A 14,953-nucleotide genomic window follows, 5' to 3' on the forward strand; every position below is an offset into this window, starting at 1 on the left:
TGATAATCAGCGTTTCAGGAAATTTTAATTTCTTTCCCAGAACCCAACGCCTGTTTTTTGACTTATTTGTCCGGTTTTTTTTAGAAGCTACCGTACTGTTTTCTGGAGCTTCCGGGTTCCGTAAATTCATTGAACTATGCAAAAGAGATCACTAGGAAAATCGAACATTGAAGTAGCACCGCTGGCCTTTGGCGGAAACGTATTTGGCTGGACCATCGACGAAACGACTTCATTTGAAATACTCGACGCTTTTGTAGCGGCTGGCTTTAATTTTATTGATACGGCTGATGTGTATTCCCGTTGGGTACCAGGCAACATTGGCGGCGAATCGGAGACGATTCTGGGCAAATGGATGAAGCAACGTAACAATCGCGAGCAAATCATTCTGGCCACTAAAATCGGAGCCGACAACGGCAAAGGCCATCCGGACGTTTCCAAAGCCTACATCCTGAAAGGCGTGGAAGACTCCCTGCGTCGCTTGCAAACGGAGTACATTGACCTTTATCAGACGCACTACGACAACGAGAGTACGCCCGTCGAAGAAACGCTCGAAGCGTACGATCAACTGGTGAAAGCGGGTAAAGTACGCATCATCGGTACGTCAAACATGAGTCCCGAACGACTGAAAGCTTCGCTGCAGGCCAGCGAAAAAAATGGGTATCCCCGCTACGAAACGCTGCAACCAAATTATAGTCTGGTGGAGCGGAAAGAGTACGAAGAAGCCTACGAGCCAATTGTTCGGGAGCATCAACTCAGTACGATCAACTATTATTCCTTAGCCAGTGGATTTCTCACGGGTAAGTACCGCTCCGAGGCTGACTTAGCGAAAAGTCAACGCGGCCAGGGCGTGAAGAAATACCTCAACGAGCAGGGACTAGGAATTTTAAAAGCCTTGGATGAAGTGGCGGAAGAGTACAAAGTCACGCCCGCCAGTGTAGCCCTGGCCTGGCTAATGGCCAGGCCTTCTGTAGCGGCTCCAATTGCCAGTGCTACGAGTTTAAATCAGTTACAGTCGTTCATCCAGGCGGCAGAATTATCGCTCCGTACGGAGGCGATCGAAAAGCTGGATCAGGCGAGTGACTGGAAGTAGGGTTAAACATTAAGACTGCCTTTCTGCGGACTGTAGTAGTTTTATATCCTTTTGACAGCAAGAATACGACTTCCCGAAGGTGCTACACGTTCGGGAAGTTTCATTTTAAGCGTAGTTTATTTGGTAAAGGTATAGGCCCAGTAAATCAGCACCCCTTGTAGGGGTAGTCGAGCCCAGAGAATCCAGGCGGGGATATTAGTGAACTTTCCGGAAGTAGCCATGTACCAGTTGGCTGGGAATACCGCAATCAACAGGAGAATAATACCCCAGGCCGCCCAGGTGCGAAGCGAGGGCACCAGCAAAGCCAGGCCCAGTACCAGTTCAGCAACGCCGCTTAGGTACACCATAGTCAGTGGAGCGGGAATGGAAGGTGGCATGATTCGCAGATACGTCTGCGGGCGTACGAAGTGCAGAATGCCCGCAACAACGTAGAGCAAGGACATCAGGTAGAGGCTCATGCCGTTCTTCCTAAAAGATTAGGTCCAGCATGAAAATCAACGGGATTTTCGTCGAAAAACTTGATAGTTATACCCCGCTTCCAGTGCCCGGTTCCGCAAGTGACTGACCGAAAGCTGTACGGCATTGACCACCGACTGATACTGCAGGCCCGTACGTTCTGAAATTTCTTCAATTGAAAACCCTTCGTGGTAACGTAGCTCCATGACCTGACGCTTCCGGCGGGGCAGGCTGTTGAGCGACTGCCGCGTAAAGCGTTGCCAGGAATTTTCGGCTTCGCGTTCAATCAATCCACTTTCGGGGCAACTTTCCGTAATCAGATCAAAGGCGTCCGTTTCTTGACTCAGCGAAATGTGATTGGCGGGTAAGAGCTTTAAAATCTGATTTCGAAGCGAAAATTTCAGATAAGGCGTCAGCGGAGCATGGCGATTGAGGTTTTGGCGATGTTGCCAGATCCACAGAAATAAATCCTGGAGTGCATCTTCAACCATCGCCGAATCAGCAAAGCGTCGCAGAGCCCAGGATCGTAACGGGCGGTACTGACGGCGGTACAGGATGCCCCACGCTTCACAATCGCCGTCCAGTAAGGCATTCCAGAGTTGTTGATCAGAAACCACGGTAGAGGTTAGGTTTTGCTCGTTTTACTGAACAAAATTCAACAATGCCTAGATGCACTACTTACCTGTACTTATCTTTAATTGATACTATATTTGCATGACTTGCGTCTAGTTTAAATTAGTGTTGAAAACACAGCATCATGAAACCCGTTTATCACCGCTTTAATTTCGAAGGAAGTGCCTCGTTTGGGATGCGGCAGGTCGTAGAGCCGTTTTTCTACAATCGCTGGCATTATCATCCGGAACTGGAAATTACCTGGGTACAGCAGGGGAGTGGTACGCGGCTCGTGGGTGACCACGTGGAGGCCTTTGAAGCGGGAGAGCTGATTATATTAGGTGCTAACTTACCCCATTTGTGGCGTTCAGACGAAGCCTACTTTAAACCGGATAATACGGAGTTGTGTAGTTCGCTTTCCATTCATTTCGCCGAAAATTTTGCCGGAAAAGAATTCAATACCTTACCCGAGACGAAGCCCTTACGCGATCTGTTTCTGAAAGCCGAACGCGGTTTGAAAGTAACAGGAGCGACGCAACAGGCTGTGCAAAAACGAATGCAGGAATGTGCCACTGGCGATGACTTGTACCGGCTGGTAGGCCTGCTGGATATTTTACGCCTGCTAGCTGATTCGAAAGATTTGGTTCCCTTGGCTAGTATCGGCTACGGTGTACCGAACGATTTGTTGGATACCGAACGGCTGGCGAAAGTATACCATTACACCTTTACCCATTTTGCCAGTAAGATTACACTGGAAGAGATTGCCGCCGAAGCTGCCCTCAATCCACCTTCCTTTTGTCGGTATTTCAAAAGTCGGATGCGAAAGACCTATACCGAATTTTTGGCGGAGGTACGCATTGGGCAGGCTTGCAAGTTACTGATCTCCAGCGACTGGCCCGTCGCTCAGGTATGCTATGAGAGCGGATACGCTAACTTCTCGCATTTCAATCGGCATTTCAAACGCATTACGGGTTATACGCCCATTGAGTACCGACGGGCCTATCAGAAAGCATAAATAAAGCCGCACCCCTTGCGAAGTACGGCTTTGCGGCAATAAACAATGATGTTATATAACTGATTTTCTTCGCCTAAGGTTTGATAAACCCTGCTGAAGAATTCTAATTAATTTCTACTACCTCGTGAACGCATGCCACCGCCGCCGCCACCCGGTTGTGGTTGGGCAGGAGCTTGCTGGGGCATCGCGTTTCCTCCACCTCTGGAAAACCCACCGCCCTGGCCTTCGGGCGACGATTGTCGCATGCCACCGCCCCAAGAATGACCTTCGGAGGGACTATTCATCGGCGATTGCCGATTACTCCGGAAGTCGGGAAATGATTCCCGGTTTGGAGCACTCCGTTCGGGGCGACTGCCACCAAAGGGATTGGACTCGCGACTGGGCTGGTTATTCGGCATGGTAGTACGACCGGAGTTCCAGGGGTTACTGGCTTCACGATCAGGTCGACTGCCGCCGAAGGGATTCGACTCGCGACTGGGCTGAGGATTTGGCACAGCCGTACGATCAGAATTCCAGGGATTACTGCTTTCGCGGTTAGGTCGGCCATTTCCGAAGGAATTGTTAGGGTCCGCTGCACGATTACCGTTTCGATTGGCATTCCAGGGGTTGGTTCCGTCTTCCTGACTGGTCCCCGTTTCCCGTTTCGGACGATTATTCGCGTCGAACGAAGCATTATAATCGGAATTGCCGCGACGATAAACGTTAGGATTCGAGCGGTCCGGAGTCGGCCGTGAATCGTTAGTATTAGAATTTCCGTTGTTCCAGTTCCCCGGACGATTATCCGAATTTCTCCCTGGGTTGTTGCCATTCCATTGGCCCTGATTCCGATCAAAGCGATCATTCCGGCCGCTCATACTACCCCGATCGTAGAAACCAGCCCGACGACCGAAATCATCCGCCCGACGAACATCCACGTTACGGCCCGTAGCCCGCTGAATATCGTAGGCTCGGGGCCCAGCAGCGTAAGAGCGGTTGTTATACCGATACACGTTATTGATGATCGTCGTATTATGATAGATGTTTACCACCTGCGTACGGGGTACGCAATAGCTGTAAATCCGAGGGCTTAAAATGTGCCGTTGCGGTACGAACGTCCAGTAGTTCCAGGGTAGGTTAATGTTAACGCTAATGTTCATACCCGGTCCAAGCGGAGCCCAGCCGTAGTACCCGCCTCCATTTCGCCAACCCACCCAGGCCGGTCCCCATTCGTAATCGGGAACCCAGACCCAACCCCGGTACGGGTCCATTTGCCAGCGACCGTAGTGAAAAGGAGCCCAACCCCAGGGATAATCCGATACCCAGGTATTTCCGTATTCGGTCATTTCCCAGTGTCCGGCCGTACCATAGGGCTGAAAGTCGGGACCCGCATTGGGCACCCAGACCTGACCGTACTGCGGATTCTGAATCCATTCACCGTACGGTGACAATTCATTATAGAAAGTCGCAAAGGAAATGCTTACGCCGGGCTGGGCGGCAAGGCGGCCTACGCCAGCAAAAACGAAGCAGATCAGAGCGAAAATACGGATTGTTTTCATGGCTGGTGTGAATCGAGTCGATTCATTTAAAGCACTAAAATTGAACATTTTATGTGTAAAAAGCTACCTAAAAAATGTTAAATTCTGTGCTGTTTTTGTAACTGAAGCTTGGATCAGTTGGACGGACCTGGGTTTAGTACGGGCGAAGAAATTAATGGTTTTTAACAAATCAAGGGCTTATGACTTCATGAAAAGACCTTCCGGAACTTTAAGGATATTGTATGAAGTATCTACTTCTAAAAACTGAAGCCATTTACCAATACTAAACCGCCTGCTGGCCAAATATAATGTACTGACTAATCATTGAACAATGGGATATTTTCCTACTTCACATACAGCATTTGAAAATACTGACGATATTTCAGGCACCTATTCAGATGATTTCTAGACCTATGAAAAAAGCCTTACTCTTCCTGGGCAGCGTGTTGCTGGCCAGTAGTCTGTTCGCTCAGAAAACGCCCGAATCCAAATCAGGCTGGATGCTCGGAGCCCAGTCGTATTCGTTCCGGCTCTTTCCTTTCGCCGAAGCCCTGCGAAAAATTGATAGTTGCGGTCTGAAGTACGTCGAAGCTTTTCCCTCGCAGCAAATTGGTGGAGGAGTGACGGGTACCATGAACTTCACCATGGATGCAAGTACACGGCAGGCGGTGAAAAAAATGCTTAAAGATCGGGGCATTACGCTGGTGGCGTATGGCGTGGTTCGGGCCAAAGACGAAACCGAATGGAAAGCCCTATTCGAGTTTGCTAAAGAAATGGGCATTCGTAACATCAATTCCGAGCCGGATGTGAAGCAAATGTCGTATATCGGTAAACTGGCTCAGGAATACAAAATCAATGTGGCTTTGCACAACCACCCCAAACCTTCCCACTACTGGCATCCTGACTCCGTACTGGCCGTGATTGGGAATAACCCGTACCTGGGTTCCTGCTCGGATATTGGGCACTGGGTACGCTCAGGTTTGAACCCGGTGGAGTGTTTGAAACAACTCCAGGGACGCGTATTGGGCATGCACTTTAAAGACCTGGAAGAAAAAGCTCCGAAGACGCACGATGTCGTTTGGGGAACGGGTGTTTGTGATATTCCGGCCGTCATTGCTGAAATGAAACGTCAGAAGTTTAAAGGCCCCATTTCGGCGGAATATGAATATCATTGGGAAAATAACGCTTCCGAAATTGCCGAAAGCGTCAAAAACTTCCGGACCATCTATACGAAGGGAAGTATAAAGTAATAGTCAATTATAAAGTAATAGTCAGTTGACCTAAGGACGGTTTGATTGTCATGAAAAAGGGTTTTGGCAAAGCTTCCAAAACCCTTTTTCTATATACTATGAATTCCTTGCTAATCAGCCGCCTGCTGTTTCATGAACGTTTCGGTAGCCTTATCGCCCTTCCGGATAAACGGACGAATGATCAGACGCGTACCGCGTTCGTAGGTAAAGAAACGGTACAACCAGTTGCTCAATACGACCAGTTTGTTACGGAAACCAATCAGGTAGTAAATGTGAACGAACAACCAGGCAAACCAGGCAATAATACCTCCTAGAGTGATTTTACCCGGTAAATCCGCAACGGCACGGGCCCGGCCAATGATCGCCAGAGAACCTTTGTCGAAGTAGCTGAAGGGTTGTAATTCCTGTCCAGCCAGCAGTCGTTTCAGGTTTTTGGCCAGGTGTTGACCCTGCTGAATCGCGGGTTGAGCAACGCCGGGGTGACCATTCGGATACTTCTCCGATTTCATCATCGCGATATCACCGATAGCGAAAATATCCGTGTACCCATCAATCTGGTTGAACAGGTTTACGGGGTACCGACCACCGCGTTGGATGATTTCCTGAGGAATACCGGGCAGCGTAGCACCCGCTACCCCAGCAGCCCATACGAGCGTCTGCGTCTGGATTTGTTCACCGCCTTTGAAGGTTACAACTTCGCCGTCGTAGGATTCTACGAGCGTTTTCGTTTTCACGATTACCCCCATTTTCTCCAGGTACGCCTGCGTTTTCTTACTGGATTCGGGCGACATCGGCGGCAGTACACGGTCGAGGCCTTCTACCAGATAGATATTCATTTTGGTAAAGTCCATGCCGGGATAATCACCGGGCAGTACGTGCTTCCGCATTTCGGCTAAAGCACCCGCCGTTTCTACACCCGTGGGACCACCGCCTACGATAACGATGTTGAGCAAACTCTGCCGCAGAGCCGCGTTCGTAGTCATATTCGCCTTTTCAAAACACTGCAGAATTTGGCTACGCAGGTTCAGGGCATCAGTAATTTTCTTTAATGGAAACGAATTCTGCTTGATTTGGTCGTTACCGAAAAAGTTCGATTTCGTACCCGTAGCAATGATCAGGTAATCATAGCTGAGGTCACCAATCAGCGTACTGATCGTTTTCGTGGCTGGATTAACACTCGTTACGCGTACCGGACGGAAATGAAAGTCTTCGTAATCTTCATCGAACATCTTCCGAAGCGGCTCGGCGATCGCATCCGCTTCCAGACCAGCCGTAGCCACCTGGTACAGCAGCGGCCAGAACCCGTGATAGTTCTGTTTATCCAGCATAACCACCTGGAACTGCTTCCCCGGAAGCTTCTGAGCCAGGTTAATTCCTCCAAAACCGCCCCCGATGATGACCACGCGGGGTTTTGTGGTTTCTGGAATATTTAGCGAAAGATCTTTTAAATCAAGCATTTGACAAGTCGATGAACAAACGTTCTCTTCCAAAAAAACCGAACCAGATTTACGTAGTAAATCCATGCGGAACGAATGGTCTCTGAAAACGTTTAAGAGTTAATGGTTTAAAAATGGGAAAAAGAGCATTCTAACATGCTTGATTCGTATTCCTACTCATTGTTATTCAAAAAAGGACTGATCGAATTTTAGTACAAAAATCACCTTCTTCTTTCTAAAGAACAAAAAATTTTATACTACGTTCAGGATCAGGGGTATTTAATAGCTTATAGTGCCAATTGTACTAAAATTGGTATTTAGTTGAAAGCGGAATAATGCAAAAAAATCATGAGCAAGTCTATTAAGCTTAGTATCCTAGATCAGTCGCCCGTGCGGAAGGGCGGCTCTGCCCGTGAGGCCTTACAACAGACCATTACGGTAGCCCGGCAGGCTGATCAGTGGGGGTACACCCGTTTCTGGGTTTCGGAACACCATAATGCCGCTGCCATTGCCGGATCCGCACCGGAAGTACTGATGGTAAAACTGGCGGACGAAACGCAGCAAATCCGGATCGGCTCCGGTGGCGTCATGCTGCCGAATCATAGTGCCCTGAAAGTAGCCGAAAACTTTCGTTTGCTTGAATCACTGTTTCCGGGACGCATTGACCTGGGGATGGGCCGTGCTCCAGGTGGAGACCGAATTTCGTCCGCGTTGCTCAATCCGTCGAACGATTTCAGTGAGCAAAGTTACCGTCAACAGCTCGATTATCTGCAAACTTTCTTTACGGATTCCGCTGGAACGCAATACGGTCCCGTTTTGGCCGTACCGCAGGCCGATACAATTCCGGCCCAGTGGATTCTGAGTTCGAGTGGGGGAAGCAGTCAGCTGGCCGCTGAATATGGGATGGGCTTGGCCGTGGCCCGGTTCATCAACGGACAAGTTCCGCCCCGAATCGTGGAGGCCTACAAGCGGGATTTCCGACCATCCGAATTCATGCCTGAGCCCTCGGCCTTGCTGGCTTTGTTCGTGATCTGTGCGGATACGGAAGAAAAAGCCCAGCAACTGCGAAAAGTACTGGAATACCGCTTGATTCAAATGGACAAGGGACGTTTTGAAGGGGTGGATGACTACGAAACGATTAAAGATTACGAGTTTACATTGGCTGAAGAAGACCGACTCCGCTTTTTCCACGCTGACCGCATCGTTTCGGGTACGCCCGAGCAGGTGAAGGAGGAGCTTACGCAGTTGGCGAACGAATATGAGGTAGATGAAATCATGGCTTCAACCATGACGTATCATTTTGAAGATCGGCTTCGATCCTTTGAGCTATTAGCTCAAGCCTTCAGTACAACGGTTGCGACGAATCATCAGTTGTTTTAATAGGGTTTGTAGTTAATGATAGGAAGAGTAACGTTGATTTTCTGGAATAAAATGAATTTCGTTCCACAGATATAGCTGGCTAATAGCGTATTTCTACTCCATGGCAAAGAAAGTGTTGCTCTTTTAGAGTTCCGTAATTTACCTAGACTGAGTTTGGACTCGTATACAAGGCCGACTAGTAGCACCTAAGCCTTCCAGGCTGGACCTCTCCACGCCTAACCATTCCATGTAGGCGACCGCCTGCTTTAGTTCACCGCATTGCTGCTGTCGAAGGTCGTTCAGTTGCCATATGTAATGGCTAGCTTACCAGCGGGAGAGGTTTTATCATCTTCTAACAATTTATCAGTTGTTGGTTTACAGTTGTTAAACTACAGTCGAATACCTTCATGGTCGACTTAAAACCAGGCCCCGTCCTATCGCGAAAAGCCACCTACTTCCTTAGCAAGGCGGTGGCCTGGAGCAAGAGGAAGTGAGTGGCGTTCGCGATACGGACTAAAAGATCAGCTGTCTCAGCGGGACGAAAGACATCCCTATCACAGCAAAAAAATAAACCATCATTAAACCTTACCTGTCCGTGTACTTTTAGTTAAGAAAAAACTTCCTCTTCTTGATTTAAGACAAGTAAGCTACTGGTTTTCAGGGAATAATTTTTTTAACGTTCGGGGCTTCCACATAACACAACCGATCGATCTTATGCATGTTCATTCCTGTATTACTGTGCTGGTTTTGTCTACCCTGCTGCTGGCTTGTGGAGGTAAGAATACGCCTTCCAATGTGGAAACACCGGGCAAGGAGAAAACAACCAAAGACAAAGTGCTCGAAGCCGGAGCCGATCTCTTACAGGACAAACGTCCCCTGAAGGCTCTGGACATGTACCTGGACGGATTTCATTTTTACAACGGGGACATGAAGGGACAGATGGAAGCCCACCACTACTGTCAGCAAATCAACAATGACTGTATTCAATGCGTCATTTTCGACGGAAACGGAGCCGACGCGAAGATTATGGGCGTGGAGTACATTGTCTCCGAAGAGGTCTTTAAAACCCTTCCCGCCGACGAGCGTAAGCTCTGGCACAGTCACCACCACGAAGTAAAATCAGGTACGCTCATTGCCCCGGGCATTCCGGAAGTAGCCGAACACGAACTCATGGAAAAATTGGTGAGTACCTACGGCAAGACGTTCCACACCTGGCATACTGACAAAGATCTGGTATTGCCGATGGGGCATCAGATGGTGATGATGGGATTCACGCAGGAGGGGCAGTTGCAGGATAGTTTAGTAGCGGCCCGCGACAAACGTTTTGGTATTTCAACGGCTGAAAAGAAAGAGAACCGGGCGGATATTCCTACGCCCGCCATTCAGGCCGGAGCAAATGCCTGGGAAAAAGGCGAAATCCGTCAGCTGAAGGTAACGGATGACTATAAGGGTGTACTATCCCATCACCATCTCAACTAGTCATAATTTGTAATCTTCCCGGAAGATCTTACACTTCCGGGAAGATACAGGCAAGCCCATTAAGCCTTTCGGGCAGCGATCAGGCCATATTCCATCTGGGTAGGAATCTGCGTGGGTAAGGGTTGTAACCCGGCCTGCTCGAACCAGTTGCGGTGTTCCTGTCGGCTATAAATTCGACCCTTGGTACCCCAGAACAACGCGGCTCCGTAGTCGGTAGCGGGTTTGGGGCCATCGAGTGTATCGTTGAGGAACGTATCATGTACCCACAATTCACCGCCGGGGCGAAGGGCCGTCGCAAAGCGTTGAGCCAGTTCCTGACACGTTTGCGTCGGCCAGTCGTGAAAAAGACTCGCCGCCAGCAGTAGATCCGTTTGGGGTAACGCATCCGTAAGCATATCGCCCGCCTGGAACTGGATACGAGTGCGGATGGGCTGATTTCCCGTGTGAGCAATGAATTCTTCCAGTAATTCCTTGGCTACTTCCAGTACCTGCGGCCGGTCAAAAAGCGTAGCCGTCGCTAAGGGGTTGCGGTGTAACCATTCGAACGTGTAGAAGCCCGTACCACCGGCCACATCAAGCAGATGGCCTTCGATACGAGGAAGGCTTTCGGCCACGATCGGGGAAAGTTTGCGAGCCCGTCCGGCCAGGCCTAGCGTGAACAGCCGGGCCGTTTCGGGTTCATCCATGGGTGAGGGGGCCTCGGCATCCATGACGTACGAAAAGCCTTCAGAGGCATCCAGCGGGCCGTCGTTTTGCAGACGCGTCACCATTTCCAGTACACCGGGATCTTCTTTTTCCAGACCCACGTAACCAATCAGATTTTGCGGTGTTTTTCGGGACAGGTACTGGCCCAGTTCCGACGGATAGAGTTTGCCTTCGGCCGTTTGCGTGAGAACTTCCATCGCACAAAGGCTCGGAATAAGAACGTGAGCGGGACGCTCGCTGAGCTGAAGCCGGGCTTGTAATTCGGGAAACGAAAGTGGTCCGTGTTCGAATTGTTCGAATACACTCAGGTGATTTACGGCGGCTACGAGTAGTCGCGAACCGTACATGGCCCGCAGGTGACGAGTAATCGGAGCCAAATCAAGGGTTGGTTGCATAGGTTTAGAAAGCCAGATAATAGTTAGAAAAGTAAATCGTATACAAACCTACGGAATCCCCGTAGTTCTCTCAAAGTTGAAAGGCATTGCAACGCAGGATTCGTTGCCTGCGTATTCATCATCGAACACTCCAATACAAAACGACGATGGAACGTAAAGACTTTTTGAAACGAGGATTTTCTGCGTTAGGATACATAGCCATAGCTCCCCTGTTGGGTAGCTGCAAGAAGGATGAAGATAGCACAACACCGGAGAGTGGTACCGAAACCGGGTCGGGTAGCTGTACGGCAACGCCTGCAGAAACCGAAGGCCCGTTTCCTACGAAATCGCCCAGTTCACTGGTTATCACGGACATTCGTTCGGACCGGACGGGGGTGCCCTTTACAATTAAGATCAACATTCAGAATAAAAATAATGCGTGTGGAGCGTTAGCGGGAGCCCTGGTGGATATTTGGCACTGCGATAAGGACGGTAATTACTCGGAATACGGCGGAACGGGTATGCAAAGCAGCAACTTCACTTCCGTACATTTTCTGAGGGGGCGGCAAACGACCGATGCGAACGGATTGGTTACCTTTACCTCCATTTTCCCGGGCTGGTACTCCGGACGGGCTCCGCATATTCACGTACATATCTATACTTCGAGCGGAAAATCCTTGCTGGTTACGCAGATTGCGTTCCCCGAAGATGTGACGAACACCGTATATACAACGGCCACAAACCTGTATACCCGTGGTAAGCAGGATACCAGCAATGCCCGGGACAACGTATTCGCTGATTCCATTGCTACCGAACTTGCTACCATAACTGGTAGTGTGGCGGCAGGATACGAACTCACGCACGCCATTGTGGTGAGTGCTTAAGGCGTACGGAAAGATTTTTCGTCCAGCAAAGCATTTAGTAAACAACTCAAGGCCTTTCCAGGTACTACTACTTAAGCAGTTGCTATGCTGAGAAGAAAGCTGCGACGCAAGGCCATCGGGTACGTTTGAACGAATTATCAATTTAGATGGATGCAACGTACATAAAACTACGTTTAACAACTATGGGAAAAAGCATTATTCGACTGAGATACCGCAAAGTAATTACGGCGGCCTCAACTGCTGCCTGGGATCGGCAGGTGTTTGATGATACGTATCAGGCGTTTTCCGAACAAATACAGTACGGCAATCAACGGTCCCAGACCCACGTGCTGATAGCGGAACCACGGGTCGACCCGGATCTGATGAATACGTATATGCAACAATTACAGGGCTACATACCCGATGTGGTGAATAGCTCCGGACAGCCGAAGCTTCCCTTTCGGGAATACACGTTTGAAATCGTGAATGCTCACCCGGGAACGCAGGAAGAACACGCCGTTGCGATTGAATTTTATAGTGAACCGCTCACCTGGATTGATGTAGTAGGAACCAATCTGCTTGTTGCCTACGGCGATCAGCTGGCGGCTTTAAGGGCTGGTCAAGAAGTAGAAACGGAGCTGATTCCACTACAACCCCTTTTAAATATTCATTCGATTCAATAACAAGGAATGAAACAGGAGTCGGTAGAAGCTCAAATCTATCTGGCTAATCAACGGGGTCTAACGGAATTGGACTGGTTGCGAAGCTGGCAGGTCTTCAACTTTGGACCGTATCAGGTGGAAGATCGGCAGCCGTTTGGGAACTTACGGGTATTCAACGACGATACGCTACAGGCCGGAGCCCGTCTGCGTATGCAGGCTGAGGAAAATACCCGCGTACTGATTCTACCGCTGGTGGGTGGCATTGAATACACTGACGAAAGGGGAAGTCATGCGTTTGTTGCCGCCGGACAAACCTTGGAGGTGACGACTCCTGATTCGCTTTCGTACGAAATCATCAACCCGTACGCAGAGGAGCTGATCAATTTCCTGCAAATCTGGATTGATCAGGAAACGGATGCGTACCAAGTTACCAGCCCTTCGTTTGAGTTAAGCCCAGGCAATCAGCTGGTACCCATTAGTCAGAATCAACCGTATTACATCGGGCAGTACGATGGGCGTGCAGAAGGTCAGTATATGCTCACTGATTCAGCCAAGGGCGTATTCATTTTTTGTATCGAAGGGGCTTTTGAAATGCAGAATCGACTGCTGGAAAGTCGGGATGGATTAGCGTTGAAACATGCGGATTCAATCGAATTTGAAGCCCTTTCTGCCGGAGCTATTGGCTTGATTATGGAAGTGTAGAAGGATTTCTTAGTGAAAAGGTCGCTGGGTTATTCGTTACCAGCGACCTTTTTAGGTCAGATTCGAATGAACAATTTCTTCTGGTACATCCAGTACAAAATCAGCCAGTAACACAGCAGTACGATCAGGCCACGGAGTAGGGGAGCGTAGGGTTCTCCTAAAAACTGGTACACGTTGGGGCCAAAATGCGTACGAAAGGAATCCGCAATGAAATGTTCAAATAAGTGAGCAATGCAGTAAGCGGCAATGGAATTAACGCCAATAACCAGTAAGGGGAAGCTCCATCGTTGCCATTTCTGTATGTCAATCAAGAAGTAAAATAACGCCAGTAATAGAAAGCACCAGCCCCCACTGAAAAGAACCCAGGAGGGCGTCCAGATACGTTTCACAGAGGGGCAAAGGCCGGTTACGGAGAGCAGACTACCTAGTACTAGTCCGGCAACCCCCATAATTAGAAAGCGTTTGAGTAAGCCCGCCGACTGAGCCCGTATCCAGCGGCCCGCCTGTAGTCCGAGTACCATCGTGCCCAGCGTCGGAATAAAGCTCAGCGTGGCGTAGCCTCCCCCGTTGTAGAGAAAAGGCTTTTCTCTCGGAAACAGGTTAAGAAACCAGGTATCGAAGGCCCAGGCCAGATTGGTATTTTTGTTGAAATGAGCGGCAATGCCGGTAAAATGATACGGCCAGTCGGCGGGTACGCCGACACGTTCGGGAGCAATGGCTGGAACGGGATACAGTACAAACGCCAGCCAGTACCCTACTAAAATCATCGCCAAAGCAATCCATCCCGTACGCAACGAACGTTGAGCAATCAGGAATAGGAAGGGGTACCCCAGACCGATTTGAGTCAGTGTATCTTCAAACGTAAAGTTGGTTTGTGAATGGCCAATGGATCGTAGGAAAATGCCCAGCAGGATTAAAATCAGCGAACGACGCAGCGTATGAGCAAATTGAAGCCAAAACGGTTCGCTCTTGCTGATACGGCTGGCGAGCGAGTAAGGGAGAGCCACGCCAACCAAAAACGAAAACGAAGGTTGAATGAGGTCATGGAGCGAGCAGCCCAGCCACTCCGCATGACTTTGGTGATAGGCCAGAAATTGCCAGAATGTACTTTCGGGGAAATTTTCGGCGACCTGGCTCAGTTGTAATACTTCGGCCATCATCAAAAACATCACAAAGCCGCGGTAGGCATCCATCGACAGGAGTCGGCCTTTGGGAAAGGTAGTAGTAACTGACACGATACGATAGGTTTATGAAGAGGTAATGGTTTGTTGAGCTAAGATAGGCGAAAAGGGTGGGGCGATACTACAGTCCTACTAAATCGTTGGCGGTAAGCAGCTCAGCAAAAAAGAAAAGGCTCACCACTCGGTGAGCCTTTTCTTTAATAAAACCATTATTCGGTATTAATCTCTGGCCCGGTTATCCGGAGCGGGTGCTTC

14 protein-coding genes are annotated in these 14,953 nt (G+C 49.4%); 8 read left to right on the forward strand and 6 right to left on the reverse strand.

The genetic code is table 11. The features are described from left to right. Positions 1–136: 136 nt before the first annotated feature. The gene (locus tag ACOJTG_RS03360; RefSeq protein ID WP_420152514.1) at positions 137–1,090 is read left to right on the forward strand and encodes an aldo/keto reductase; all 954 of its coding nucleotides are present in this window, start codon (positions 137–139) and stop codon (positions 1,088–1,090) included. A 116-nt stretch (positions 1,091–1,206) separates the two neighbouring features. Here ACOJTG_RS03360 and ACOJTG_RS03365 read toward each other — a convergent pair whose 3' ends face one another. Together ACOJTG_RS03365 and ACOJTG_RS03370 are read right to left on the reverse strand one after the other, a co-directional pair. Next, entirely contained in the window at positions 1,207–1,548 is a 342-nt protein-coding gene (locus tag ACOJTG_RS03365) for a MauE/DoxX family redox-associated membrane protein (RefSeq protein WP_102199710.1), read from the reverse strand. Between the two features lie 36 nt (positions 1,549–1,584). Beyond that, positions 1,585–2,163, reverse strand: a complete 579-nt coding sequence (locus ACOJTG_RS03370; protein WP_094811309.1) for an RNA polymerase sigma factor — start codon at positions 2,161–2,163, stop codon at positions 1,585–1,587. A gap of 140 nt (positions 2,164–2,303) precedes the next feature. Between ACOJTG_RS03370 and ACOJTG_RS03375 the strand changes: the two genes are divergently transcribed. Beyond that, complete coding sequence (locus ACOJTG_RS03375) at positions 2,304–3,173, forward strand: AraC family transcriptional regulator (RefSeq protein WP_420152515.1); 870 nt, start codon at positions 2,304–2,306, stop codon at positions 3,171–3,173. Between the two features lie 107 nt (positions 3,174–3,280). Here the strand turns inward: ACOJTG_RS03375 and ACOJTG_RS03380 are convergent, their stop codons facing one another. Next, the gene (locus tag ACOJTG_RS03380) at positions 3,281–4,708 is read right to left on the reverse strand and encodes a DUF6600 domain-containing protein (protein ID WP_420152516.1); all 1,428 of its coding nucleotides are present in this window, start codon (positions 4,706–4,708) and stop codon (positions 3,281–3,283) included. A gap of 392 nt (positions 4,709–5,100) precedes the next feature. On the opposite strand from ACOJTG_RS03380, the gene ACOJTG_RS03385 reads away from it, so the two are divergent. Next, positions 5,101–5,937 carry a sugar phosphate isomerase/epimerase family protein gene (locus ACOJTG_RS03385; RefSeq protein WP_420152517.1) on the forward strand — a complete coding sequence of 279 codons (837 nt, stop codon included), beginning with the start codon at positions 5,101–5,103 and terminating at the stop codon, positions 5,935–5,937. A 110-nt stretch (positions 5,938–6,047) separates the two neighbouring features. Here the strand turns inward: ACOJTG_RS03385 and ACOJTG_RS03390 are convergent, their stop codons facing one another. After that, entirely contained in the window at positions 6,048–7,394 is a 1,347-nt protein-coding gene (locus ACOJTG_RS03390; protein ID WP_420152518.1) for an NAD(P)/FAD-dependent oxidoreductase, read from the reverse strand. A 327-nt stretch (positions 7,395–7,721) separates the two neighbouring features. Here ACOJTG_RS03390 and ACOJTG_RS03395 point away from each other — a divergent pair, with 327 nt between their 5' ends. Further along, positions 7,722–8,753: an LLM class flavin-dependent oxidoreductase gene (locus tag ACOJTG_RS03395; protein ID WP_420152519.1), complete on the forward strand. Its 1,032-nt coding sequence runs from the start codon at positions 7,722–7,724 to the stop codon at positions 8,751–8,753. Positions 8,754–9,446: 693 nt separating this feature from the next. Further along, on the forward strand, positions 9,447–10,211 hold the full coding sequence (locus ACOJTG_RS03400) for an OBAP family protein (protein WP_420152520.1): 765 nt from the start codon (positions 9,447–9,449) through the stop codon (positions 10,209–10,211). 59 nt (positions 10,212–10,270) lie between these two features. Here ACOJTG_RS03400 and ACOJTG_RS03405 read toward each other — a convergent pair whose 3' ends face one another. Then, positions 10,271–11,311, reverse strand: coding sequence for a methyltransferase (locus ACOJTG_RS03405; protein ID WP_420152521.1), 1,041 nt, complete (start codon positions 11,309–11,311; stop codon positions 10,271–10,273). 146 nt (positions 11,312–11,457) lie between these two features. On the opposite strand from ACOJTG_RS03405, the gene ACOJTG_RS03410 reads away from it, so the two are divergent. The 3 genes from ACOJTG_RS03410 to ACOJTG_RS03420 all read left to right on the forward strand — a co-directional run bounded on the left by ACOJTG_RS03410 (position 11,458) and on the right by ACOJTG_RS03420 (position 13,517). Beyond that, the gene (locus tag ACOJTG_RS03410; protein WP_420152522.1) at positions 11,458–12,174 is read left to right on the forward strand and encodes an intradiol ring-cleavage dioxygenase; all 717 of its coding nucleotides are present in this window, start codon (positions 11,458–11,460) and stop codon (positions 12,172–12,174) included. Positions 12,175–12,356: 182 nt separating this feature from the next. After that, complete coding sequence (locus tag ACOJTG_RS03415) at positions 12,357–12,836, forward strand: hypothetical protein (protein ID WP_420152523.1); 480 nt, start codon at positions 12,357–12,359, stop codon at positions 12,834–12,836. A 6-nt stretch (positions 12,837–12,842) separates the two neighbouring features. Beyond that, the gene (locus ACOJTG_RS03420) at positions 12,843–13,517 is read left to right on the forward strand and encodes a pirin family protein (protein WP_420152524.1); all 675 of its coding nucleotides are present in this window, start codon (positions 12,843–12,845) and stop codon (positions 13,515–13,517) included. 56 nt (positions 13,518–13,573) lie between these two features. On the opposite strand, the gene ACOJTG_RS03425 is transcribed toward ACOJTG_RS03420, so the two are convergent. Then, positions 13,574–14,752, reverse strand: coding sequence for an acyltransferase family protein (locus tag ACOJTG_RS03425; protein WP_420152525.1), 1,179 nt, complete (start codon positions 14,750–14,752; stop codon positions 13,574–13,576). Positions 14,753–14,953: the final 201 nt, after the last annotated feature.

The sequence above is a fragment of the Siphonobacter sp. genome, from assembly GCF_048595215.1.
Classification (GTDB): domain Bacteria; phylum Bacteroidota; class Bacteroidia; order Cytophagales; family Spirosomataceae; genus Siphonobacter.

Coding starts and splice junctions, on each gene's coding strand:
- ACOJTG_RS03415 (WP_420152523.1), top strand. CDS start 12,357: ATGGGAAAAAGCATTATTCGACTGAGATACCGCAAAGTAATTACGGCG.
- ACOJTG_RS03410 (WP_420152522.1), top strand. CDS start 11,458: ATGGAACGTAAAGACTTTTTGAAACGAGGATTTTCTGCGTTAGGATAC.
- ACOJTG_RS03395 (WP_420152519.1), top strand. CDS start 7,722: ATGAGCAAGTCTATTAAGCTTAGTATCCTAGATCAGTCGCCCGTGCGG.
- ACOJTG_RS03365 (WP_102199710.1), bottom strand. CDS start 1,548: ATGAGCCTCTACCTGATGTCCTTGCTCTACGTTGTTGCGGGCATTCTG.
- ACOJTG_RS03390 (WP_420152518.1), bottom strand. CDS start 7,394: ATGCTTGATTTAAAAGATCTTTCGCTAAATATTCCAGAAACCACAAAA.
- ACOJTG_RS03385 (WP_420152517.1), top strand. CDS start 5,101: ATGAAAAAAGCCTTACTCTTCCTGGGCAGCGTGTTGCTGGCCAGTAGT.
- ACOJTG_RS03405 (WP_420152521.1), bottom strand. CDS start 11,311: ATGCAACCAACCCTTGATTTGGCTCCGATTACTCGTCACCTGCGGGCC.
- ACOJTG_RS03380 (WP_420152516.1), bottom strand. CDS start 4,708: ATGAAAACAATCCGTATTTTCGCTCTGATCTGCTTCGTTTTTGCTGGC.
- ACOJTG_RS03360 (WP_420152514.1), top strand. CDS start 137: ATGCAAAAGAGATCACTAGGAAAATCGAACATTGAAGTAGCACCGCTG.
- ACOJTG_RS03400 (WP_420152520.1), top strand. CDS start 9,447: ATGCATGTTCATTCCTGTATTACTGTGCTGGTTTTGTCTACCCTGCTG.
- ACOJTG_RS03420 (WP_420152524.1), top strand. CDS start 12,843: ATGAAACAGGAGTCGGTAGAAGCTCAAATCTATCTGGCTAATCAACGG.
- ACOJTG_RS03375 (WP_420152515.1), top strand. CDS start 2,304: ATGAAACCCGTTTATCACCGCTTTAATTTCGAAGGAAGTGCCTCGTTT.